The organism is Citrobacter freundii complex sp. CFNIH9 (assembly GCF_002903305.1).
In the GTDB taxonomy this organism is placed as follows: domain Bacteria; phylum Pseudomonadota; class Gammaproteobacteria; order Enterobacterales; family Enterobacteriaceae; genus Citrobacter; species Citrobacter portucalensis.
The window spans coordinates 1,354,793-1,379,395 of sequence record NZ_CP026238.1; the positions used below are offsets into that span (position 1 = coordinate 1,354,793).

General features: G+C 55.1%; 17 protein-coding genes and 3 pseudogenes. 12 read left to right on the plus strand and 8 right to left on the minus strand.

The annotated features are described in order from the left end of the window. Positions 1–56 precede the first annotated feature (56 nt). Complete coding sequence (locus tag C2U43_RS06805; RefSeq protein ID WP_103284854.1) at positions 57–1,175, minus strand: YbdK family carboxylate-amine ligase; 1,119 nt, start codon at positions 1,173–1,175, stop codon at positions 57–59. A gap of 142 nt (positions 1,176–1,317) precedes the next feature. On the opposite strand from C2U43_RS06805, the pseudogene C2U43_RS29705 reads away from it, so the two are divergent. Together C2U43_RS29705 and C2U43_RS29710 are read left to right on the plus strand one after the other, a co-directional pair. Beyond that, positions 1,318–2,007, plus strand: a pseudogene (locus C2U43_RS29705) (GNAT family N-acetyltransferase); the annotation flags it as partial. A gap of 294 nt (positions 2,008–2,301) precedes the next feature. Further along, a pseudogene (locus tag C2U43_RS29710) lies at positions 2,302–3,015 on the plus strand (alpha/beta hydrolase); the annotation flags it as partial. Here the strand turns inward: C2U43_RS29710 and entD are convergent. Together entD and C2U43_RS06820 are read right to left on the minus strand one after the other, a co-directional pair. Continuing rightward, a complete protein-coding gene (gene entD / locus C2U43_RS06815) occupies positions 3,005–3,658 on the minus strand; it encodes an enterobactin synthase subunit EntD (RefSeq protein ID WP_103284855.1) in 654 nt (217 codons plus the stop codon). The pseudogene C2U43_RS29710 and the gene entD sit on opposite strands and share 11 nt — an antisense overlap. 48 nt (positions 3,659–3,706) lie before the next feature. After that, complete coding sequence (locus C2U43_RS06820) at positions 3,707–5,980, minus strand: TonB-dependent siderophore receptor (protein ID WP_103284856.1); 2,274 nt, start codon at positions 5,978–5,980, stop codon at positions 3,707–3,709. A 253-nt stretch (positions 5,981–6,233) separates the two neighbouring features. Here C2U43_RS06820 and fes point away from each other — a divergent pair, with 253 nt between their 5' ends. The 4 genes from fes (at position 6,234) to C2U43_RS06850 (ending at position 12,889) form a co-directional block, all read left to right on the plus strand. Further along, positions 6,234–7,451, plus strand: coding sequence for an enterochelin esterase (gene fes, locus C2U43_RS06830; protein WP_103284858.1), 1,218 nt, complete (start codon positions 6,234–6,236; stop codon positions 7,449–7,451). Positions 7,452–7,481: 30 nt separating this feature from the next. Then, the gene (locus C2U43_RS06835; RefSeq protein ID WP_032941816.1) at positions 7,482–7,700 is read left to right on the plus strand and encodes an MbtH family protein; all 219 of its coding nucleotides are present in this window, start codon (positions 7,482–7,484) and stop codon (positions 7,698–7,700) included. Further along, complete coding sequence (gene entF / locus C2U43_RS06840) at positions 7,697–11,587, plus strand: enterobactin non-ribosomal peptide synthetase EntF (RefSeq protein WP_103284859.1); 3,891 nt, start codon at positions 7,697–7,699, stop codon at positions 11,585–11,587. Before C2U43_RS06835 ends, entF begins: the two co-directional genes overlap by 4 nt. 270 nt (positions 11,588–11,857) lie before the next feature. Then, entirely contained in the window at positions 11,858–12,889 is a 1,032-nt protein-coding gene (locus C2U43_RS06850) for an IS630-like element ISEc33 family transposase (protein ID WP_001752311.1), read from the plus strand. A 170-nt stretch (positions 12,890–13,059) separates the two neighbouring features. Here the strand turns inward: C2U43_RS06850 and C2U43_RS06860 are convergent, their stop codons facing one another. Then, positions 13,060–14,040 carry an IS5-like element ISKpn26 family transposase gene (locus C2U43_RS06860; RefSeq protein ID WP_000019450.1) on the minus strand — a complete coding sequence of 327 codons (981 nt, stop codon included), beginning with the start codon at positions 14,038–14,040 and terminating at the stop codon, positions 13,060–13,062. Positions 14,041–14,110: 70 nt separating this feature from the next. Between C2U43_RS06860 and wzz(fepE) the strand changes: the two are divergent. Beyond that, positions 14,111–14,773 (plus strand): annotated as a pseudogene (gene wzz(fepE), locus C2U43_RS06865) (LPS O-antigen length regulator Wzz(fepE)); the annotation flags it as partial. A 46-nt stretch (positions 14,774–14,819) separates the two neighbouring features. Here wzz(fepE) and fepC read toward each other — a convergent pair. The 3 genes from fepC to fepD are packed head-to-tail and all read right to left on the minus strand — an operon-like array spanning position 14,820 to position 17,610. Beyond that, positions 14,820–15,617, minus strand: a complete 798-nt coding sequence (fepC, locus tag C2U43_RS06870; protein WP_032941813.1) for an iron-enterobactin ABC transporter ATP-binding protein — start codon at positions 15,615–15,617, stop codon at positions 14,820–14,822. Beyond that, a complete protein-coding gene (fepG, locus tag C2U43_RS06875; protein WP_008784056.1) occupies positions 15,614–16,606 on the minus strand; it encodes an iron-enterobactin ABC transporter permease in 993 nt (330 codons plus the stop codon). The genes fepC and fepG overlap by 4 nt, the downstream gene beginning before the upstream one ends. Continuing rightward, entirely contained in the window at positions 16,603–17,610 is a 1,008-nt protein-coding gene (fepD, locus tag C2U43_RS06880; RefSeq protein ID WP_032942654.1) for a Fe(3+)-siderophore ABC transporter permease, read from the minus strand. Before fepD ends, fepG begins: the two co-directional genes overlap by 4 nt. A gap of 109 nt (positions 17,611–17,719) precedes the next feature. Between fepD and entS the strand changes: the two genes are divergently transcribed. After that, entirely contained in the window at positions 17,720–18,955 is a 1,236-nt protein-coding gene (gene entS, locus C2U43_RS06885) for an enterobactin transporter EntS (RefSeq protein ID WP_003831193.1), read from the plus strand. 60 nt (positions 18,956–19,015) lie between these two features. Here entS and fepB read toward each other — a convergent pair whose 3' ends face one another. Next, positions 19,016–19,972 (minus strand): Fe2+-enterobactin ABC transporter substrate-binding protein, encoded by a 957-nt coding sequence (gene fepB, locus C2U43_RS06890; RefSeq protein ID WP_079934792.1) that lies wholly within the window; start codon positions 19,970–19,972, stop codon positions 19,016–19,018. Positions 19,973–20,159: 187 nt separating this feature from the next. Here fepB and entC point away from each other — a divergent pair, with 187 nt between their 5' ends. The 4 genes from entC to entA are packed head-to-tail and all read left to right on the plus strand — an operon-like array spanning position 20,160 to position 24,603. Further along, positions 20,160–21,335: an isochorismate synthase EntC gene (gene entC, locus C2U43_RS06895; protein WP_103284861.1), complete on the plus strand. Its 1,176-nt coding sequence runs from the start codon at positions 20,160–20,162 to the stop codon at positions 21,333–21,335. Between the two features lie 31 nt (positions 21,336–21,366). Beyond that, complete coding sequence (entE, locus tag C2U43_RS06900) at positions 21,367–22,977, plus strand: (2,3-dihydroxybenzoyl)adenylate synthase EntE (protein ID WP_103284862.1); 1,611 nt, start codon at positions 21,367–21,369, stop codon at positions 22,975–22,977. A 13-nt stretch (positions 22,978–22,990) separates the two neighbouring features. Next, positions 22,991–23,848 carry an isochorismatase gene (locus tag C2U43_RS06905; RefSeq protein WP_003831197.1) on the plus strand — a complete coding sequence of 286 codons (858 nt, stop codon included), beginning with the start codon at positions 22,991–22,993 and terminating at the stop codon, positions 23,846–23,848. After that, positions 23,848–24,603, plus strand: coding sequence for a 2,3-dihydro-2,3-dihydroxybenzoate dehydrogenase EntA (entA, locus tag C2U43_RS06910; RefSeq protein ID WP_060682597.1), 756 nt, complete (start codon positions 23,848–23,850; stop codon positions 24,601–24,603). Before C2U43_RS06905 ends, entA begins: the two co-directional genes overlap by 1 nt.

The following is a 24,603-nucleotide window of genomic DNA, read 5'->3' on the forward strand; positions in this document are numbered from 1 at the left end:
ACTTGAGTTAAAAAGCTATTGTCCGGGATCTCAGCGGGCAACGCAAATACCCACGCTTACAACCCCGCCCAAATCTCACAATGTTTTTTCACCAGTCCACTCAGTGACCCGCCTTCGGCGACAAAGTCACGCATGTTTTGTGCTTCATCATGACCATTTTTAACCTGCAGATGTATAGCTTCAATCGCGCTGGTTGCGCCTACTTTATCTGCAGAGGTAGCGATATTCTCCAGGAGTCGCAATGTGTCTTCTGACAGGCGGCAACCGTCGCCGGTATTGACGTCGGTGACGATTCCCGCCATACCAAAGCGACAGGCCTGAAAACGATTGAATTTATACAACAGGTAATCACGCTCCTGGTGCTTGAATGGACGTTTGGTGAGTAACCAGTGGGCGGTAGCCTGAATAAGTCCTGCCATATTGACCGCATGATCAAGGGTCAGCGGCGTATCCATTACCCGAACCTCTACCGTGCCAAAGTGCGGGCTGGGGCGGATATCCCAGTGTAAATCTTTAATGCTATCAATCATGCTGGTGTAAGCCAGTCGACGGAATAGCCCCTCGAATTCCTGCCAGTTATTCACCCATGGCATCGGACCATTATCGGGAAATCCGGAGAAAATATTCAGGCGCGCGCAGGCAAACCGCGTGTCGGACGTCTGCATATAAGGTGAGGTGGCCGAGAGCGCAATAAAATGGGGAACAAATCGCGACAGGCCGTGTAGCAGGTAAATGGCATCATCGCCGTTTGCGCAGCCGATATGCACATGCTGGCCAAACACCGTCGCCTGCTGGATAAGATAGCCAAAATTTTCCAGGTTGCGCCGATAGCGTTCGTCATCGCAGACTTCCTGACGTTGCCATTTTTGAAATGGATGTGTGCCACCGCCACAAATGGCGAGGTGATGCTCTGCAGCAACTCGCATAATTATCTGCTGCATAGCGGACAATTCAGCATCAGCCTGGTCGATATTGCGGCAAACTCCGGTCGCCATCTCCAGCATACTTTCGGTGATATCGTGCTTCACTTCTCCGGCGGTGAGCTGCGGTTTTACGGTATCAATCAGCCGGGAAGAATCCTGACTCAGGTCGTAGCCTGGCGGATTGACCACCTGCATTTCCAGTTCAATGCCTAACGTAAAAGGGTCGGAAACATGAAAATCGGGTAGTGGCATAAGGCTCTCTTCCGCGTTGATTTTTAATCAGTATAGAAGGACTGATGATTTTCTGTTCGTCGTCAAAATCACCCTTGCGACGCTTTGAAGGCGTAATGGCCAGTGTTATAACTATTTTTTACTTCGCTACTGGGGTTGAATCGTGCCGGAAATAAATCTTTATGGGCAAACCGTCGGCGATGTCGTGCCGGACTGGAATGGCGCTGACGTACTGCCACGGGAAACGCTGATAGGGCAATATTGTCGACTGGTTCCCCTGGATGCCGGCAGCCATGCCGCCGATCTGTTTGATGCCTACGCGCAGGCGCCGGACGATCGCGACTGGACCTGGCTTGCAAGCTCTCGCCCCACAAGCGTCGAGGCCGCAGTTTGCTGGGTGCAGGGGAAAGTTACTGATGCATCTCTGGTTCCCTATGCCGTCATTGAACAGCGTTCAGGACGAGCTGTCGGACTGGTGTGCTTTATGGCGATTGAACGAGAGCACGGTTCGGTCGAAATTGGTCATGTGACCTGGTCACCGCGTATGAAAAATACGGTTCTCGGCACCGAAAGCATCTGGCTGCTGTTACGCCAGGCATTTGCGTTGGGCTATCGTCGCGTGGAGTGGAAATGCGATTCTCTGAACACCGCTTCTCGACGGGCAGCGGAACGCCTTGGGTTTATCTTCGAAGGTCGCTTTCGCCAGAAGATTGTGCGCAAGGGGCGTAATCGCGACAGCGACTGGTTATCAATGATTGATAGCGAATGGCCCCAGTGTGACACCGTGTTACAGCGCTGGTTGGCCGCAGAGAACTTTGATGAAAACGGACGGCAACGCCAGTCGATGGCAGAGTGCTTTTCCTGTGAGACTGCCAACGTTGAGACTGTGCAGACGCAACAGCAAGGTTATCAACAGCGCTGGCAACAGGAACATGGCTCGCTGACGCAAACACCGCCCGCGCTTCTGGCTGATTTACTCGCAGCACAACCTCGCAATCCCAACCTTTGCTACGACACGCTCAGCTCAAGAGCAGGGTTAGCAGCACTGACAAAAGCAAATGTGTCCACCTCAGAACCGATGGCGGCAATTATCAATACGGAAGTGGATACCGGAGAGCGTCGCATCCCGGTACGGATTTATCGCCCGGCACTGACCGGAGAGCCGAAGGTGGTGGTGTTTATCCATGGCGGTGGGCATCTGAGCGGTTCGGTGGAAGTGTATGACCCGGTTGCCCGTCATCTGGCGATGGCGACAGGGAATATCGTTGTGTCGGTTGATTATCGACTTGCGCCAGAAAACCCGTATCCGGCTGGTCTTTCTGATGCTAAAGCCGTAATAGAAAACGTCTGGTCGCTGCTCGACAGTCAGCATATTCCTTACACTCGCCAACTCACGCTTATCGGCGACAGCGGTGGCGGCGCATTTAGCGCGACGCTGGCGGCCTACTTTTCCCGCGAGCAGCCAGGATTTATTCATCGCCTGGTGCTGATTTATCCGAGCCTGGACTACACGCTGAACTGGCCATCGGTGCAGGAGAACGGTACCGGAAAGCTACTGGATGAAAGCAAAGTACGCTGGTATTTTCAGCAATATTTCCGCAATGAAGAAGATCGTAAACAGACGTCTCCGCTTTACCTGCCGTTGAGCCAGGATTTTCCACCCACTCTTGTAGTCAGTGGTGGGTTGGATCCTTTACGGGATGAGAATTTTGCTTTTGTCGCCAGACTGCAAGCTGAGGGGATACCCGTACAGCATGTTCACTTTCCTGGGATGACGCATGCTTATCTGATGCTGGAGGACAAAGTCCCGCAGGAAGCAAAAGCCACCTATCTGGCGATTGGTGACTTTGTTAAAAAGTAACGTCGCACAGAGTAATGACATGGTAATCGCGTTGAAACCAATGCACGTTAATTTCCTGATTGGCGAGGTTAGGCGAAAATGATGGCATGATTTGCAATATTAATTGCTGATTCGTGAGTGCGGTAATTTTGGCGCTGGTGAAACCTGGTAACCCGGATGCCTGAGTGGAAAACGCCTTATACAGGCTCTCCTTGGCGCTGAATGCCAGAGTTAAGGCGAGTGGAAAGGGCAATTCAGAATGATGCAAAATCGGTCGTTCGTGGTTATCGATAATACCGTCAGCCAGCTCAACTGCGGTTTGTGGCATAAAAATAGCTTCTATATCCAGCCCAACGGGATGCGTCGATACTACCGCCAGCGCAGTTGATGCACTATGGCTGATGCTGCCAAACAACTTTTGTGGCCACAGCGGTTGTCGCTGCCCGCCGATGCCAGGTACAGTTTTGATACCGTATTCACGTAATGCATGTACTGCGGCAATACGCCCTGCTAAGTGCTCAGCTTTACGCTTACGTCCACAGGATTGAAGCTGAGAGTGGTGGGGGAGCCAGAGCAGGTCGTGCTCATGGAAGCTGTCGGGATCGAACTCGACCATGTGCAGCGTGTGGTCTGCGAAAGTGAGCGGTGTGTGCGTGGTGTGCATGATAGTTATAATTTCCCTCTCCCCGCAGCGAGGAGAGGGAAAGCGTTATCAGAAGTGGGTGTTTACGCTCATGAACCACGTCCGGCCCGGTTCGTTATAGGTATTCGCGCCAGCGCCCGCCATATAGTTCCCGGTTACAATATCGCCCGTGGTCTGGGCATTACCTTCACGCCACAGACGTTTGTCGAAGACGTTATCCACGCCGCCGGTCAGGCTGACGTTTTTCGTCACATCCCAGGTCGCGCTCAGGCCGACGATGCTGTACGGGCTGACTTCACTCGCCGAACTACCGGTTACTGGTTTACCCTGGTAATCGTATTTCTTCGGCTGCTGTTTGCCGTACCAGGTGAAGGTGGACTGCAGCGACAAATCTTCGCGTGCCTGCCAGCTCAGCGTTGAGTTCAGGGTATATTCAGGAATAATCGACAGGCGCTCGCCGGTCTCTTTATTCTTACTTTGCAGCATGTAGGTAATGTTGTTGGTCCAGTTAACGGTTTCGCTAACCGGCACGTTCAACGTACCTTCCAGGCCCTCAACCACCGCTTTAGGAATGTTTTCCCACTGATAGATATCGGTGTAAGTCGTCTTCCCTTTGTTGGTGATAGATGTTCTATCAAACGGTACCGTACCCGCTTCAATCTTGTTGCGGTAATCGTTACGGAACCAGGTTACCCCAGCCAGCCAACCGTCACGCTTGAACTCAAGACCAATCTCTTTGTTGATACTGGTTTCAGCCTTCAGGTCATCGTTGCCCATCATGTAGCAACCAATTCCGGTCGCGGAACCGGTGGCGTAGCAACCCTGGCCTTTACTGTACAGAATGTAGTTCGGGTTGAGCTGGTACAGGCTTGGTGCTTTATAGGCGCGCGCAATCCCCATCTTCAGCGTGAAGTCATCACCCAGACCCTGTGACAGGTTCAGAGATGGGCTCCAGTTGTCGCCAACGATGCTGTGGTGGTCGAAACGCAGACCCGGCGTCAGCATGGTGCTGTCGGTCAGTTCCATGTTGTTTTCAGCAAACAGGGAGAAAATCTCTGCGTCTGAGTACGGGCTACGGTTGGTGCTGCTGGACCCTGGAATATCGCCGCCCATAAAGGTCTGCGAATTGGACAACATGTCCTTCATGCGTTGCTGGTTCCATTCAGTACCCAGCGTCAGGTTTTGGTTCACCAGCAGATCAAACGGAATGCTGATTTCACTGTGCAGCATGACGTCATTCAGGTCGGCATCGACATATTTTTGTGACGCATTCGGGTCGAAGATCCCTTCCGTACCACCTGCCAGGCCTTCTGGTGTACGGGAGTTACGCGTATGTTCATACTGCACCCAGTTGCTGGTGGTGACGCCGTTATCCCAACCGCCGTTCCAGGTCAAAGAGTAATTCTGGCGGTAAAGACGGTTGGTCTCTTTCCCGTAGTTATCTTTCACCAGCTGGTTGGTATTGGTGTTTTGGGTGTCACCTGCATACAGGTTGCCCTGACGGCTATAACCGGCTTCCAGTTCCAGTGACTGGAGCGGGGCGAAATCCCAGCGCACCACGCCGTTAATGTCTTTGTTGATCACCCCTTCACGACCGGCCGGTAAGGTGTTGGCGTAAGTGCCGGTACGTTCTGACTGATGGCCCTGGTTGATGTCCCATGCGTCGGCCTGGGTTTTATCAAGATTACCGTACAGGCGGAAGCTGAAATCCCCGCCCATTGGACCATTCAGGCTAAAGTTGGTGCGCTTGGTCGATCCTTCGTCTTTGTGTTCCGGGGCGTTGAAATAGGTATCCCAGGAGCCGTGCCATTCATTGCCGCCCTTTTTGGTGATGATATTCACCACACCGCCAGCTGCACCGTTGCCATAGCGTGCCGCGGCAGGACCGCGCAGCACTTCAATACGTTCGATCATTTCCGGTGGAACCCAGGCGGTATCGCCACGAGTATCACGCTCGCCGCGCCAGCCCTGACGCACGGAGTTACGGCTGGTAACCGGTTTACCGTCGATCAAAATCAGGGTGTTTTCTGGCCCCATGCCGCGAATATCGATCTGGCGGTTGTTGCCGCGCTGACCGCTGGTTGAGTTACCGGTCAGGTTAACGCCAGGCATGGTACGGATGATTTCCGACACATCGCGAGCGGGAGGGTTCTTACGAATTTCATCAGCGGTAATGGTTGAAACGCCCGGCGCCTGCAGGTTCTGCTGGGCGGCGGTAACGACGATGGTGTCTTCATGAGAGACAGCGACGCTATCGGTTTGATCTTCTGCCATTGCTGGCAGGGCTACCCCGTAAATCCCTAAATTGACCAATAAGGCCAGTGAATGAATCTTGTTGTTCATTGTATGTCCTGCTGTTCTTTTAGCCACGAGTACCAATGTGCCGTGGTACGGCATTTGGCCTGATGTCGCCCGCATCTGCGTAAACTATCCATTCCAGAAAAAGTACGCAGCGCCAGGTCGGTTTATAAGTGGTGAAAAACTGTACGCGCTTCCCACAGCGCGACAATACGCTATTGCAAATGCAAATAGTTATCAATAATATTATCAATATATTTCACGCTAGATCATAAAATTTCACAATAAACATGGGGTTATGGCTGTGACGACGTTAAAGATGGGAAGCGAGGCGTGGTGGCAGTCGAAAAAAGGCCCGGAGTGGGAGCGTGAAGACAACGGAAATTATCGGGTAACCTTCTGGTGGCGTGACCCGCAGGGAACGGAAAATGAGTCAGCCATTCATCGCGTTTGGGTTTATATCACCGGCGTCACCGACCACCATCAAAATGCCACCCCTCAGTCGATGCGACGTATTGATGGAACAAATGTTTGGTGCTGGAGTGTTTCCCTCAGCGCCAACTGGCGTGGCAGCTACTGTTTTATCCCAACAGAGCGCAACAATATCTTCTCCTCGCTGGCGGCGGATGCTGCGCCTGACCGAAGCATACTGCGTGAAGGCTGGCGGCAATTGCTGCCACAGGCCATTGCTGATCCCCTTAATCCGCAGAGCTGGCGGGGCGGTCGTGGCCACGCGGTGTCTGCGCTGGAAATGCCGGAGGCACCAGTACAGCCAGGATGGGATCGACCTGAAAACCCAGATTCACCCGCAGTTTGCCTGCAATGGCATAGCGCCAGGCTCGGCAATACGCGTCGCGTATGGGTGTTTACCACCGGTGATGCTCAACCCGAAACGCGTCCGTTGGCTATCCTGCTGGACGGACAGTTTTGGGCACAGAGTATGCCGGTCTGGCCTGCGTTGACTTCACTCACGCATCGCGGACACCTTCCTTCTGCCGTTTATCTCCTGATTGATGCCATTGATACGGCTCACCGCAGCCATGAGCTACCGTGTAATGCGGATTTTTGGTTGGCGGTGCAGGAGGAGTTATTACCACAGGTGAAGACAACGACCGCGTTTAGTGACGATCCGCAGCGCACCGTGGTGGCTGGGCAAAGTTTTGGCGGGTTGTCATCGCTGTATGCTGGACTGAACTGGCCCGCGCGCTTTGGCTGTGTGCTTAGCCAGTCGGGCTCTTACTGGTGGCCGCATCGTGGTGGTCATCAGGACGGGGCGATCGTCGAGCAACTGAAGACCGGGACCGTCAGTGCTCAGGGGCTGCGTATTGTCCTGGAAGCGGGGATCCGCGAGCCCATTATTTATCGCGCTAATCAGGCGCTATATGCCCAGTTACCTTCTGCACCACAGTCTATTTTCTGGCGTCAGGTTGATGGCGGACACGATGCGCTTTGCTGGCGCGGCGGTCTGATGCAAGGGCTAATGACGCTCTGGCAACCGCTTACCGACACGATTTAACCGGACGATGTTCCACGACAGGAGTTGAGTATGGAATTCAGTAACCCCTTCGATAATCCGCAGGGCCAGTTTTACATTCTGCAAAATCCCCAACGTCAGTTTAGCCTTTGGCCGCAGCAGTGCTCGCTTCCTGCTGGCTGGCAAATTGCTTGCGAACCCCAATCCCAGGAAGCCTGCCAACAATGGCTGGAAGCAAACTGGACCACGCTTACGACCGCGAACTACGTCGATGTGCAGGAGGCTCCATGACTCAGCGTTTACCGTTAGTGGCGGCTCAGCCGGGGATCTGGATGGCGGAAAAACTCTCCACATTGCCCTCGGCGTGGAGCGTGGCGCACTACGTAGAGTTAACTGGCGAACTGGACGCGTCGTTGCTGGCGAAAGCCGTTGTGGCGGGCCTGGAGCAGGCCGATACACTGCGGATGCGGTTTAGCGAAGATAACGGTGAGATCTGGCAATGGGTGGATTCTGCGCTCGCCTTTGCGCAACCTGAAATTATCGACCTGCGCGCAAAATCCAATCCACATGAGACGGCGCGTGCGTTGATGCAGGCAGACCTGCAGCAGGACATACGTGCTGATGGCAATAAGCCGCTGGTTTTTCACCTGCTTATACAGGTGGGAGAAAAGCGTTGGTATTGGTATCAGCGTTACCATCATTTGCTGGTCGATGGCTTCAGTTTTCCGGCCATTACCCGCCAGATAGCCGCAATTTATCGCGCATGGCTACACGGCGAGCCTACGCCAGACTCGCCTTTTACGCCGTTCGCCGAGGTGGTGGAAGAGTATCAACAGTACCGTCAAAGCGATGCCTGGCAACGCGACGGCGCTTTCTGGAGCGAGCAGCGAAAGCAACTCCCGCCTCCTGCTTCGCTGTCGAACAATCCGTTGCCGGGACGATCGGCCAGCGCGGATATTATTCGTATGAAGTTAACCGCGCCTGAAGGGGCGTTTCGTCGGCTTGCGGCACGTATGCCTGACGTTCAGCGTGCGGATCTGGCCCTCGCACTGGTGGCATTGTGGCTGGGACGTTTATGCAGCCGAATGGATTATGCCGCCGGGTTTATCTTTATGCGGCGCATGGGGTCGGCGGCGTTGACCTCCACAGGACCGGTTTTAAACGTACTGCCATTTGGTGTGAGGCTGGATGCGGCAGAAAGCTTGCCTGCGCTTGCACAACGACTGGCCGGACAGTTGAAGAAAATGCGTCGGCATCAACGTTATGATGCCGAACAAATCGTTCGCGACAGCGGGCGTGCAGCCGGTGCCGAGCCGCTGTTTGGCCCGGTGCTGAACGTGAAAATATTCGACTATCAGCTGAATATTCCCGGCGTTCAGGCGCAAACCCACACGTTGGCGACAGGGCCGGTGAACGATCTTGAACTGGCGTTATTCCCGGATGAAAACGGTGGGCTGAGTATTGAAATTCTGGCCAATAAACAGCGCTACGATGCAGAAACGCTGGCGCAGCATGCCTCGCGTTTAATCGGGCTTATCGAGCAGTTTGCCGACAATCCGGCGCTATGCTGCGGCGACGCCGGGATGCTGTTGCCAACAGAACATGAGCGGCTGGCGAAGATTAATGACACCACAGTCGAGATCCCGTCCACTACGCTGAGCGCGCTGGTGGTACAGCAGGCCGATAAAACGCCGGATGCCCCGGCGTTGGCCGATGCCCGCTATCAGTTTAGCTATCGCGAAATGCGCCAGCAGGTCGTGGCGCTGGCGAGCCTTTTGCGTGCACGCGGCGTCAAGCCTGGCGACAGCGTCGCCGTGGCATTACCGCGTTCCGTGTTCCTGACGCTGGCGCTGCACGGTATCGTTGAAGCCGGTGCAGCCTGGCTGCCGTTGGATACCGGATACCCGGACGATCGCCTGCGGATGATGCTCGAAGACGCGAAGCCAAAATTGTTGATCGCGACCAATGAGCAACTGGCGCGCTTTAGCGATATTCCTGGGCTGGAAAGTCTGTGCTATGACTCGCCCCTGCCAGCAGAAGATGCTGCTCCGCTGGCGCTATCTCAGCCCAATCATACTGCCTATATCATTTTTACTTCCGGTTCTACCGGTAGACCAAAAGGGGTGATGGTTGGGCAAACCGCCATCGTTAACCGTCTGCTGTGGATGCAAAATCACTATCCGCTGACCGCGGATGATGTGGTGGCGCAGAAAACACCGTGCAGTTTTGACGTCTCGGTATGGGAGTTTTTCTGGCCGTTTATTGCCGGGGCAAAGCTGGTAATGGCAGAGCCTGAGGCGCACCGCGATCCGCTGGCGATGCAGCAGTTCTTTGCCCAATATGGGGTGACGACCACGCACTTTGTTCCCTCTATGTTGGCCGCTTTTGTCGCTTCACTGACGCCGGAAACCGCGCGGGAGAGTTGTGCCTCGCTGAAACGGGTATTTTGCAGCGGCGAAGCCTTGCCTGCAGATTTATGCCGTGAGTGGGAACAGTTAACTCATGCGCCACTGCACAATTTGTACGGACCAACGGAAGCAGCGGTTGATGTGAGCTGGTATCCGGCCTGGGGGGAAGACCTTGCTGCTGTAACCGGCAACAGCGTGCCGATTGGCTATCCGGTATGGAATACCGGTTTACGTATCCTGGATGCCATGATGCGCCCTGTGCCTTTCGGCGTGGCTGGTGACTTATATCTGACGGGGATCCAACTGGCGCAAGGTTATCTGGGCCGTCCGGATCTGACCGTAAGCCGCTTTATCGCCGATCCGTTTAACGTTGGTGAACGCATGTACCGTACCGGGGATGTGGCTCGCTGGCTGGAAAATGGCGCGGTGGAATACCTCGGGCGCAGCGATGACCAGCTTAAAATTCGCGGACAACGCATTGAGCTCGGCGAGATTGACCGGGTGATGCAGCAGTTGCCTGATGTCGAGCATGCCGTTGCCCACGCCTGCGTATTCAACCAGGCGGCGGCGACAGGCGGCGATGCGCGTCAACTGGTGGGGTATCTGGTGTCACAATCGGGTTTACCGCTGGATACGTCCGCGTTGCGGGAAAAGCTGCGTGAAAAACTGCCTGCGCATATGGTGCCGACGGTTTTGTTGCAGCTGGCGGAGCTACCGCTTAGCGCGAACGGTAAACTGGATCGTAAAGCGCTGCCGATGCCGCAGTTGACGTCGCGTACTTCCGGGCGCGCACCGCGAGCAGGGACTGAAACCACCATCGCGCAGTCTTTTGCGGCTTTGCTGGGTTGCGAGGTTAATGACGTGGCGGCAGACTTCTTTGCGCTTGGCGGACATTCGTTGCTGGCGATGAAGCTGGCGGCACAGTTGAGCCGGGTTTTTGAGCGTCAGGTGACGCCGGGGCAGATTATGGTGGCCTCTACCGTTGAACAACTGAGTGCTCTACTGGAGAGCACTGATGATGAGCAGTCGCAACATATGGGATTTGAGGCACTGCTGCCGCTTCGTGAAAGTCACGGCCCAACGCTGTTCTGTTTCCATCCGGCGTCGGGTTTTGCCTGGCAGTTTAGCGTGCTGTCGCGATATCTCAGCCCGCAGTGGTCGATTGTAGGTCTTCAGTCGCCACGACCGGATGGGCCTATGCAGACGGCGGAAAATCTTGATGCGGTATGCGAACATCACCTGGCAACGTTGCTCAGTCAACAACCTCACGGACCTTACTATTTATTAGGTTATTCGCTGGGCGGCACGCTGGCACAAGGGATCGCCGCGCGCTTACATGCCAGAGGAGAGACGGTTGCATTCCTCGGGCTGTTGGATACCTGGCCGCCAGAAACGCAAAACTGGCAAGAAAAAGAGGCTAATGGGTTGGATCCAGCGGTACTGGCAGAGATCGAGCGTGAACGCGAAGCGTTTCTGGCGGCGCAGCAGGGGAATGCGTCAGAGGCTTTATTTAACGCAATCGAAGGCAACTATGCCGATGCGGTTCGCCTGCTCACCACGGCACACAGCGTGCCGTTTGCAGGTCACGCTACGCTGTTCGTTGCTGAGCGCACGTTAGTACCGGGTGTCAGTCCTGAACGCAGCTGGTCGCCGTGGATATCCAGTCTGGATGTTTACCGCCAGGATTGCGCGCATGTTGACATTATTTCCCCTGCCTCATTTGAGGCGATAGGGCCTGTAATAAATGCACTGATTAATAAATCTGTGTAACAAGACGAATATTGCTATCGCGGTGATCGAACAATTCCATAATGTAAATAATATGTTATGGAATTGTTCTTTTTTATGCAATGCAAGGTGATGAAAGGGGTGAATAAATTCCGAATATAATTTTTGGTAGGGCGACAAGCACAAAGATTGTTTCGGATAATTCTGACTAAATAGCTGCGCGGAATAGTAGATCACTGAAAGGGAACTCAGCCCGGATTGTGCGATCTGATCAATCGCCAAACCAACCAAAATCACCAACCGGACTGAGCGATGCCGATCATAGTACCAATACCCCGTGGCGAACGACGCCTGATGCAGAAAGCTATTCATAAAACGCGTGATAAAAATCATGCCCGCAGACTCACGGCCATGCTGATGCTTCATCGGGGTGAACGGGTCAGCGATGTTGCCAGAACTCTCTGTTGTGCCCGTTCATCCGTTGGTCGCTGGATTAACTGGTTTACGCACTCAGGTATTGAAGGCCTGAAATCCTTACCCGCAGGGCGCTCCCGACGCTGGCCTTTTGAACATATCTGCACCCTGTTACGTGAGCTGATAAAGCATTCTCCCGGCGATTTTGGTTATCAACGTTCACGCTGGAGCACCGAATTACTGGCAATAAAAATCAATGAGATAACCGGTTGCCAGTTACATGCAGGAACCGTTCGCCGCTGGTTGCCATCTGCGGGGCTTGTATGGCGCAGGGCCGCGCCAACTCTGCGTATCCGTGACCCACATAAAGATGAAAAGATGGCGGTAATCCACAAAGCGCTGGATGAATGCAGCGCAGAGCATCCGGTATTTTATGAAGATGAAGTGGATATCCACCTTAATCCTAAAATCGGTGCGGACTGGCAGTTGCGCGGACAGCAGAAACGGGTAGTGACGCCGGGGCAGAACGAAAAATACTATCTGGCCGGCGCACTGCACAGTGGCACGGGTAAAGTCAGCTACGTGGGCGGCAACAGCAAAAGTTCAGCGCTGTTTATCGCTCTGCTGAAGCACCTGAAAGCCACTTACCGGCGGGCGAAAACAATCACGCTGATCGTTGATAACTACATTATCCATAAAAGCCGCGAAACACAGCGCTGGTTGAAAGCAAATCCCAAGTTCAGGGTAATTTACCAGCCGGTTTACTCGCCGTGGGTGAATCATGTGGAACAGCTATGGCAGGCACTTCATGACACGATAACCCGTAATCATCAGTGCCGCTCAATGTGGCAGTTACTGAAAAAGGTCCGCCATTTTATGGAAACCGCCAGCCCATTCCCCGGAGGAAAACATGGTCAGGCAAAAGTGTAGCGGTATTAGGCGCAGCTATTTAGGGAAGGTGCGAATAAGCAGGTCATTTCTTCCCAAGCTGACTCGCTGATTAAAATTTCGCGGATCTGGGCCGATTTTTTTCCCGCAAACACATCGAATCAGCCTATTTAGGCTATTTTTTCCACCATTTCTGGCGTTATTTCCGGTTTTTACTGAGATCTCTCCCACTGACGTATCATTTGGTCCACCCGAAACAGGTTGGCCAGGGTGAATAACATCGCCAGTTGGTTATCGTTTTTCAGCAGCCCTTTGTATCTGGCTTTCACGAAGCCGAACTGCCGCTTGATGATGCGAAACGGGTGCTCCACCCTGGCACGGATGCTGGCTTTCATGTATTCGATGTTGATGGCCGTTTTGTTCTTGCGCGGATGCTGCTTCAAGGTTTTTACCCTGCCGGGACGCTCGGCGATCAGCCAGTCCACATCCACCTCGGCCAGCTCCTCGCGCTGTGGCGCTCCTTGGTAGCCGGCATCGGCTGAGACAAATTGCTCCTCTCCATGAAGCAGATTACCCAGCTGATTGAGGTCATGCTCGTTGGCCGCGGTGGTGACTAGGCTGTGGGTCAGGCCACTCTTGGCATCGACACCAATGTGGGCCTTCATGCCAAAGTGCCACTGATTGCCTTTCTTGGTCTGATGCATCTCCGGATCGCGTTGCTGCTCTTTGTTCTTGGTAGAGCTGGGTGCCTCAATGATGGTGGCATCCACCAAAGTGCCTTGGGTCATCATGACGCCTGCTTCGGCCAGCCAGCGATTGATGGTCTTGAACAATTGACGGGCCAGTTGATGCTGCTCGAGCAGGTGGCGGAAATTCATGATGGTGGTGCGATCCGGCAGGGCGCTATCCAGGGATAATCGGGCAAACAGGCGCATGGAGGCGATTTCGTACAGGGCATCTTCCATGGCACCGTCGCTCAGGTTGTACCAATGCTGCATGCAGTGAATACGCAGCATGGTCTCCAGCGGATAGGGCCGTCGGCCATTGCCCGCCTTGGGATAAAACGGCTCGATGACAGCGGTCATATTCTGCCATGGCAGAATCTGCTCCATGCGGGAGAGGAAAATCTCTTTTCGGGTCTGACGGCGCTTAGTGCTGAATTCACTATCGGCGAAGGTGAGTTGATGGCTCATGATGTCCCTCTGGGATGCGCTCCGGATGAATATGATGATCTCATATCAGGAACTTGTTCGCACCTTCCCTAACCTGGGTAAGAAGAACGAAACTTCGCTGTATACCTCATGGACACTGAGTTTTACCGCACCTCAGGCCGAAGAAGCCCAGTCAGTGCTGAAGGGATATATCCAGTATATTTCTGCCCTTGTGGTGAAAGAAACGCTGGAAGATATTCGCAATAAATTGTCCATCAAAACCAGTTATGAAAAAGAAAGACTGGAGATGGATCGCGTCAGGCTCAAAAACCAGTTGGAAGCAAATATCCAGCGACTGAACTACTCGCTGGAGATCGCCAATGCCGCCGGGATTAAAAAGCCGGTCTACAGTAATGGCCAGGCGGTGAAGGATGACCCCGATTTCTCTATTTCACTGGGTGCTGACGGCATCGAACGTAAATTAGAAATAGAAAAATCAGTAACAGATGTTGCTGAAATTAACGGTGAATTACGTAATCGCCAGTACCACGTTGAGCAACTGTTAGCGATGAATGTGGGTGACGTAACATTTACGCCGTTTAAATATCAACTTTCACCTTCGCTGCCGGTGAAAAAAGACGGTCCGGCTAAATCAATGATCGTTATTCTGGCCGCATTACTGGGGGGAATGGTGGCGTGTGGTGGTGTTCTGTTGAACCATGCCATGATGTCGCGTAAGCAAAAAATGACGTTTATTGATCAGCAACTGGTGTGATGAATTGTCGTATGGCGGCAAGCTGGCCGCCATACTGTAACGCGTGTTATTTGTTGCGTCCAAGCGGCACCACTAACGGCGTTCCGGCAACCGGATCGTCGATAATCATACAGCGCAGTCCATAGATTTTTTCAATAAGCTGCGCGGTGACGATCTCCTTCGGTGCACCCTCGGCAATAATTTTTCCGTCACGCAGCGCGATCAGGTGTGTTGCATAGCGACAGGCCTGATTCAGGTCGTGCAAAACGGCGGCCAGCGTGTAACCTTTTTCCCGGTTTAGCTCACTCAGCAGTTCCAGCAGATCGATCTGATGACTGATATCCAGCCAGGTGGTGGGTTCATCGAGCAGCATAATCGACGTTTCCTGCGCCAGCACCATCGCAATCCATGCACGCTGACGTTGTCCGCCGGAAAGGGTATCCACACTTTGTGATGCCAGGTGGGTGATACCCGTCGCCTGCATGGCGTTTGAGACCGCAATTTCATCCTCTTGCCGCCAGCGGGTAAACAGCGGCTGGTGTGGGTAGCGTCCGCGGGCAACCAGCTCCTGTACCGTAATATCTCCCGGCGTGGTGGCGTTTTGCGCCAGCAAACCTATTCTGCGGGCGACTTCTTTGCTGGCATAGTGCTGAATATGCTCGCCATCGAGCCAGACCTTGCCGTGCGCGGGCGTCATCAGACGACTCAGCGTGCGCAGTAATGTCGATTTCCCGCAGCCGTTTGGCCCGATAATCGCGGTGAAATGGCCGTCGGGAATCGACACATTGAGGTTTTCCGCCACGGTAAACTTGCCATAACCCAGCGTTAACTGGTCGCCACGCAAACGGGCTACTGATTCGATCATTTTTTGCGGGACTCCTGAATTAACAAGACGATAAGATAAATACCGCCGAGGCTTACGGTGACAACGCCCACCGGAAGCTGATAAGGCATAAACAGCTGTTGGGCGCATAAATCCGCCATCAGCAACAGCAACGCGCCGCACAGCGCCGACAGGGTTAATCCCCAGCGCGATGTACCGCTTATACGTCGCGCGATATGCGGCGCGACAAGAGCAATAAACGAGATAGGACCGGCCAGCGCGGTGGCGGCAGCGGTCAGTACCACCGCAACCAGCATCATCATCAGACGTGAGCGCTCAACGCTGACGCCAAGCGCACAGGCGCTGTCATCACCCATTTCCAGTAAGCGCATCCGGCGTACCAGCAGCGCGGCGCACACCAGCATGATGATAATCAGCGGGGCAGAAGGCCAGGTTTTGGCCCAGGTCAGGCCATTGAGCGATCCGGCGTTCCACAGCCCGGCCGTCAGCGCGGTTTCTAATGATGCTTTCAGCAGTAGCCAGGTGTTGAACGCCACCAGCATGGCGCGAATGCCGATACCGATAATAATAAGCCGGAAGGTGTCGATCCCATTGCGCCAAGCGAGCGCCCAGACCACCAGAGAAGTCAGAATCCCACCCAGCATGGCCGCCAGCGCGATAGCGGTGAGATGCTGTCCGAACAGCACCATTGCCACCAGCACACCGCTCCAGGCTCCGGTATTGAAACCCATCACATCCGGGCTGCCCAGCGGGTTACGCATCAGTGACTGAAATATTGCGCCGCTCACGCCGAGCGCCGCGCCAATTAATAGCGCCATGAGCACGCGTGGCAAACGCCATTCGGTCACCACCAGCGTAATACTGCGCGGCGCATCGCCGAGCAGGGCGGCAATAATTTGCTGGGTTTCCAGCGTAACAACGCCGCTACGCAGGCTCCACAAACCAATGACGAGACAACCTGCAACCAGCAGCAGGCTGCTGATTATCAGGCGGCGGGAGAGGTGCATCATGCGCCACCCCCGCGCGATTTACGGCGTACCAGAAAGATAAGCACCGGTGCACCGATAAACGCACTGACTACCGACACGCGCAGCTCGCCGGGGACAATCAGGCGACCGATTATATCGGCAATCAGTAACAGAGTAGGCGTTGCCAGTAGGGTTACGGGCAGTGACCAGCGGTGATCCGCCCCCACCAGCCAGCGCGCCATGTGCGGCATCATCAGGCCGATAAAGGCGATAGGACCAACAATCGCGGTCGCACTGCCGCATAGTACGGTAATAACCAGCAGGCCAATAAACTGCGTGCGAGCGACTTTACTGCCAAGCGCGGTAGCGGTGTCGCTGCCGAGGCTCAGGCTATTCAGAGCGCGACTGAGGAACAGTGCGACAGCCGCGGCAATCAGTACTGGTACCAGCACAACTTTCAGCGTTTGCAGGCTGCGGATATCCAGTGAGCCGGCTTGCCAGAAACGCAGCTGATCGTAAACGTCCGGGTTGAGCAGGGCGATGCCGGTGGATAATCCTTCCAGCACCGCGCCCAGCGCGACGCCCGCCAGGGTCAGACGTACCGGGCTTAACTGCCCGCCGCCCTGACTACCGGTAAAAGCTACAATCAGCGATGCAGCCAGCGCACCGCAAAAGGCCATCAGCAGTTGTTCTTGCGCAGAGGAAAAGCCGAACAGCGCGGCCCCCAGCACAATAGCGAAGCTGGCGCCGGAGTTGACACCCAGAATGCCGGGATCGGCGAGAGGGTTCCGCGTGAGCGTTTGCATTAGTGCGCCAGCCAGGCCCAGCGCACCACCGGCGAGCAGCCCCGCCAGAGTGCGCGGCAAGCGCGCGTCCAGCACGATGGTGCAATCAGCACTTTGACAACTGCCGGTGAGCGCATCCAGCACCACGGAGGCAGGTAGCGACTTGGCGCCAATAACCAGACTTAATACCGTGGTGAGAACAAGTAATAACAATAGTCCGGGCACGGCGAAGGCGCGTGTCGCGGAAACAGAGCATGACATATCAACTTCCCTGATAATGATAGTAATTATCGTTATCGATCTTATTTGGATATGTTAGCATGTGCAGCCATCGAATGGATATTGAAAAAGTACCTGGTAAGGCTCTGTAATGAATCGACAATCCTGGCTGCTCAATCTCAGCCTGTTAAAGACCCACCCAGCATTTCGCGCTGTCTTCCTCGCCCGTTTTATTTCCATTGTCTCTCTGGGGCTACTCGGCGTGGCGGTTCCGGTACAGATCCAGATGATGACCCAGTCGACCTGGCAGGTGGGTTTGTCGGTGACGTTGACCGGTAGCGCAATGTTTATTGGCCTGATGGTGGGCGGAGTGCTGGCCGACCGCTATGAGCGTAAAAAAGTGATCCTGCTGGCGCGTGGAACCTGTGGTATTGGCTTTATTGGCCTGTGTCTGAATGCGCTGCTGCCCGAACCGTCGTTGCTGGCGATTTATCTGCTTGGCTTATGGGATGGTTTCTTTGCCTCTCTGGGCGTGACCGCATTGCTGGCTGCGACGCCAGCGCTGGTTGGGCGCGAGAATTTGATGCAGGCCGGGGCGATTACCATGCTGACGGTGCGTCTGGGATCGGTAATTTCACCGATGCTTGGCGGGGTGCTGCTCGCGACTGGCGGCGTGGCCTGGAACTACGGACTGGCGGCGGCGGGAACCTTCATTACCTTACTACCGCTGCTGAGCCTTCCTGCGTTGCCGCCTCCGCCGCAGCCGCGCGAGCATCCGCTGAAATCGCTGCTGGCAGCATTTCGCTTTCTGCTTGCCAGCCCGCTGATTGGCGGCATTGCGCTGCTCGGTGGTCTGTTAACCATGGCGAGCGCCGTGCGTGTGCTGTATCCGGCATTGGCGATTAACTGGCACATGTCGAGTGCGCAAATTGGCCTGCTGTATGCGGCTATTCCGCTGGGGGCAGCCGTGGGCGCATTGACCAGCGGACAACTGGCGCACAGCGTTCGTCCGGGACTGATTATGCTGGCATCGACCGTGGCTTCATTTCTGGCTATCGGCCTGTTTGGCTTGATGCCCGTCTGGCAGCTTGGTGTGGTTTGTCTGGCGCTGTTTGGCTGGTTGAGTGCGGTCAGCTCTTTGTTGCAGTACACCCTGTTACAGACGCAGACGCCGGAAGCGATGCTCGGACGAATTAACGGTTTGTGGACGGCGCAAAACGTCACCGGCGATGCGATTGGCGCGGCGTTGTTAGGTGGTCTGGGCGCGATGATGACGCCGGTTGCTTCGGCAAGCGTGAGTGGATTTGGACTGGTGATTGTCGGTCTGTTACTGCTGCTGCTGTTGGGAGAAGTGCGCCGATTCCGGCAGGTCCCCGTGAATGTCTGATCGCGTTGTGCTCTACGGTTGTAGGCCGGATAAGGCGTTAGCCGCATCCGGCGCTGAACATTAAAACAGAGCCGACAGACGTTGCAGCAGCAGCGTGGCGCTGTAGTAGTCGAGACGGAAGGTTTCCGTACCCAGGGCGTAAACGCGTTTATTCTGCACGGCTGGCAGATGCGCCAGAAGCGGATTGGCGTAAATAGCGTCGGCATCTTTGCTGTCGCCAGCAAACAGGAACAGCGCTTCGCCGTTCAGGCCTGCTGCCAGGTTCTCACCGCCAAGCTGGATGATATCGTGGCGTTTGCCCTGACTCTGGCTGGTGTGCAAGTTGGCAGGCAGCGTTGCCAGCGTGAACCCTAACTGCTCCATCAGCTTGCCTTGCGCTGACTCAGGCGTCCACAGGTTGGCGCTGTGCGCCGCGGCGGTATATACCAGCGCGCTGACCGGCTGTGGTGGCAGGGTAATATGTTGCTTAACCGCCTGAAGTTGCTTATCAAACTCGGCAATTCGCGCTGCTGCCTGTTGCTCCTGACCGGTAATTTCACCTAACTGGGTCAGCAGCGACTGCCAGCTTTTATCGTCGTAATTAATGATGAGCGTTGGCGCAATGGTGGACAGCTGATCGTATAGCGCGAGGGCAGAATCTCCCCCAGTAGCGCTTACCAGAATCAGATCCGGCATTTGAGCTGCGACGGCTTCGGCGCTCGGTTCGCCGATATACAGGCGGCTCAGTTTGCGTTCTTTTGCTACTTCGCTCCACTGACGTAAAAAGCCCTGCGCATCGCCGATGCGATTGTTCGGCGTAGTGGCACCGCTGGCAATGACCGGGGCATCAATCGCCAGCAGCGAGCCGGTGAGGGTCACGCTGGTGGAGACAATTCGCTGCGGCTTATGCTCAAGCGTATGCGTGCCGCGGCTGTCAGTAACCTGACGCGGCCAGTCTGCGGCGTGACCTGAAGAAATTCCTGAAAGAGATAAACCTGCCAGTAAGAGCACGGTGCGGCAAAAAGAGGGGAGACTCACGAATCGGCTTCCTGTTATCAGTATGAGTAATGCTTCTCATTTTCATTGTTAGCGAGCAAGGATGCAAGCCAAAGTCGCACATTGTGCTACCACAAGAGTTGACATACCGCCGCTTTACTTTTAGGTTAGCGACCGAAAATATAAATGATAATCATTATTAGAGCCTTTATCATTTTTGGAGGATGATATGGATACGTCACTGGCCGAGGAAAAAACGCAGACTATGCCGACGCTCGCTCCCGACAGTTTTTTCTTTATGTCGCCGTACCGTAGTTTTACGACGTCAGGATGCTTCGCCCGCTATGCGGAACCGGCAATTGATGGCGATTCGCCAGACAGCCCTTTCCAACAGAAAATGAACGCACTGTTTGCTGATGCCAAATCGCAGGGCATCGCGAACCCTATCATGGTCGGGGCGATTCCCTTTGATACCCGCCAGCCATCATCGCTGTTTATTCCCCAATCATGGCAGAGCTTCTCTCGTACGGCGAAGCAGCAATCATCACGTTACTTTACCGCGCATCAGTCTCTGAACGTCGTTGAACGTAAATCGATCCCGGAACAGGACTTTTTTGAAGATATGGTCGCCCGGGCGGCTGCGCTGACGTCCACTCCGGAAGTCGACAAAGTGGTGTTGTCACGCCTGATCGATATCACCGCCGATGCCAACATTGACAGCGGTGCGCTGCTGGAGCGTCTGGTGGCGCAAAATCCAGCGAGCTACAACTTCCATGTACCGATTGAAGACGGCGGCGTATTGATTGGTGCCAGCCCGGAACTGCTACTGCGCAAAGAAGGCGATCGTTTCAGTTCTCTGCCGCTGGCGGGCTCTGCACGTCGTCAGCCTGATGATGTGCTGGATCGCGAAGCAGGGATCCGCCTGCTGGCGTCTGAGAAGGACCGCCATGAGCACGAACTGGTGACGCAGGCGATGAAAATGGTATTGCGCGATCGCAGCCGTGAATTGCAACTGCCTTCTTCTCCGCAGCTGGTTACCACGCCGACGCTCTGGCACCTCGGCACGCCGTTTGAAGGTAAAGCCAACCCGCAGGAAAACGCCCTGACGCTGGCGTGCCTGCTGCATCCGACGCCTGCGCTAAGCGGCTTCCCACATCAGGTTGCGCGCAAGCTTATCGCCGAGCTGGAGCCGTTCGATCGTGAATTGTTCGGCGGTATTGTCGGCTGGTGTGATGCCGAAGGTAACGGTGAGTGGGTGGTGACGATCCGCTGTGCGAAGCTGCTGCGCAATCAGGTGCGTTTCTTTGCCGGAGCAGGAATTGTTCCAGCCTCTTCCCCGGTTGCGGAATGGCGTGAAACGGGGGCCAAGCTCTCCACGATGTTGAATGTTTTTGGACTGCATTAAGAGCCTTGTGGACTGGCTTTAAGGAGCAATAATGAGTATTCCTTTCACCCGCTGGCCGGAAGAGTTTGCCCGCAGGTATCGTGAAAAAGGTTACTGGCAGGATTTGCCGCTGACCGACATTCTGACCCGTCACGCAGAAAGCGATCATACGGCGGTAATTGATGGTGAACGCCATCTGAGCTATCGCCAGCTAAATCAGGCCGCTGACAATCTCGCCTGCAGTTTGCGTTGCCAGGGGATCAAACCCGGCGAAACCGCGCTGGTGCAACTGGGCAATGTGGCTGAGCTGTATATCACCTTCTTTGCGCTGCTCAAGCTGGGCGTAGCTCCAGTGCTGGCGCTGTTCAGCCATCAGCGTAACGAACTCAACGCCTACGCCAAACAGATTGAGCCGGCACTGCTGATTGCCGATCGCCAGCATACGCTGTTTAGCGGCGACGATTTTCTTAACGCTTTTGTGGCCGAACACAATTCAGTGCGCGTGGTGTTACTGCGCAACGCTGAAGGTGAACACAATCTGCAAACGGCGATAAACCAGCCTGCGACAGATTTTTCCGCCACGCCATCGCCTGCTGATGAGGTGGCGTACTTCCAGCTTTCTGGCGGGACGACCGGGACGCCAAAGCTGATTCCTCGCACTCATAACGATTACTACTACAGCGTGCGTCGCAGCAATGAGATTTGCCGCTTCACCGGGGAAACGCGTTATTTATGCGCAATCCCGGCGGCGCATAACTACGCCATGAGTTCGCCAGGTGCGCTGGGCGTATTCCTGGCTGGCGGCACCGTGGTGCTGGCGGCTGACCCGAGTGCCACTCTGTGTTTCCCGCTGATTGAACAGCATCAGGTTAACGTCACGGCGCTGGTGCCACCTGCGGTGAGCCTGTGGTTGCAGGCGATTGCGGAGTGGGGCAGTAATGCGCAACTGGCTTCGCTGAAACTGCTTCAGGTCGGTGGCGCGAGACTTTCTGCCACGCTTGCGGCACGTATTCCGGCTGAGATTGGCTGCCAGTTGCAGCAGGTCTTCGGCATGGCGGAAGGGCTGGTGAACTATACCCGTCTGGACGACAGTCCTGAGCGCATCATCAATACCCAGGGGCGCCCGATGTGTCCCGATGATGAAGTCTGGGTAGCAGACGCTGACGGCAACCCTTTAGCCCAGGGAGAGACCGGACGCCTGATGACGCGTGGTCCGTACACCTTCCGCGGTTATTTCAAAAGTCCTGAGCATAATGCCAGCGCCTTTGACGCCAACGGCTTTTACTGTTCCGGCGATCTGATCGCTATCGATCCGGATGGTTACATCACCGTTCAGGGGCGTGAAAAGGATCAGATCAATCGCGGCGGGGAGAAGATCGCCGCTGAAGAGATTGAAAACCTGCTGCTGCGCCATCCAATGGTTATCCATGCCGCGCTGGTCAGTATGGAAGACGAACTGATGGGTGAGAAAAGCTGTGCCTGGCTGGTGGTGAAAGAGCCGCTGCGCGCGGTGCAGGTGCGCCGTTTTCTACGCGAACAGGGCATAGCGGAATTCAAATTACCCGATCGTGTTGAGTGCGTTGAGTCATTACCGCTGACTCCAGTGGGGAAGGTAGATAAAAAACAATTACGTCAGTGGCTGGCATCACGTTCACTGGCCTGAAGGAGAAATAGAAATGGCAATTCCTAAACTGCAGGCTTATGCGCTACCAACGGCGCTCGATGTTCCGGTGAACAAAGTCGACTGGGCATTTGACCCTGAACGTGCCGCGCTGTTGATCCACGACATGCAGGATTATTTTATCGGCTTTTGGGGCGATAACTGCCCGATGATGGAGCAGGTCGTCGCGAACATCGCCGCGCTGCGCCAGTACTGCAAAGAGCATAACATTCCGGTGTATTACACCGCTCAGCCGAAAGAACAGAGTGATGAAGACCGCGCTCTGCTCAATGATATGTGGGGACCGGGCCTGACGCGTTCCCCGGAACAACAAAAGATCGTTGAGGCGCTGGCGCCGGATGAAGCGGATACCATTCTGGTGAAATGGCGTTATAGCGCATTTCATCGTTCCCCTTTGGAACAGATGCTCAAGGAAACCGGGCGTAATCAACTGATCATTACCGGGGTGTATGCGCATATCGGCTGTATGACCACCGCAACGGACGCCTTCATGCGTGACATCAAGCCGTTTATGGTTGCCGATGCGCTGGCGGACTTTAGCCGTGACGAACACCTGATGTCGCTGAAATACGTGGCGGGACGTTCCGGGCGTGTGGTAATGACCCAGGAATTATTGCCGACACCGGTCCCGACCAGTAAAGATGCGTTGCGCAGCGTTATTCTGCCGTTGCTGGATGAGTCCGAAGAGCCGATGGATGACGAAAACCTGATCGACTACGGGCTGGATTCCGTGCGCATGATGGCGCTGGCGGCGCGCTGGCGTAAGGTTCATGGTGACATTGATTTCGTGATGCTGGCGAAAAAACCGACCATTGACGCATGGTGGGCACTGCTCTCCCGTGAGGTGAAGTAATGGCTGGATTTGATTTTGCCGGGAAAACCGTCTGGGTAACCGGCGCGGGTAAAGGGATTGGCTACACCACGGCGTTGGCATTTGCGAATGCTGGCGCTGAGGTGACAGGATTCGATCGCGAATTTCCTCAGGATAACTACCCGTTTGCGACCGAAGTACTGGATGTGGCAAATGCCGGACAGGTAGCTGAGGTGTGCCAGCGCGTCCTCAAAGCGCGCGAGCGTTTGGATATTTTGGTCAATGCCGCAGGTATTTTGCGTATGGGGGCCACCGATGCGCTGAGCGCTGAGGAGTGGCAGCAGACGTTTGCGGTTAACGTTGGTGGGGCGTTCAATCTGTTTCAGCAGACGATGGCGCAGTTTCGTCGCCAGCAGGGCGGGGCGATCGTGACCGTCGCGTCGGATGCGGCGCACACGCCGCGTATCGGCATGAGTGCTTACGGCGCGTCAAAAGCCGCGTTGAAAAGTCTGGCGCTGACCGTCGGACTTGAACTGGCGGGCAGCGGTGTGCGCTGTAATGTGGTGTCGCCAGGCTCGACCGACACCGATATGCAGCGCACGCTGTGGGTTAGCGATGACGCGGAGCAACAGCGCATTCGTGGATTTGGCGAGCAGTTTAAACTCGGGATTCCGCTGGGGAAAATCGCCCGGCCGCAAGAGATCACCAACACTATTTTATTCCTCGCTTCCGATCTGGCCAGCCACATTACGTTACAGGATATCGTGGTGGACGGCGGTTCCACGCTGGGGGCATGA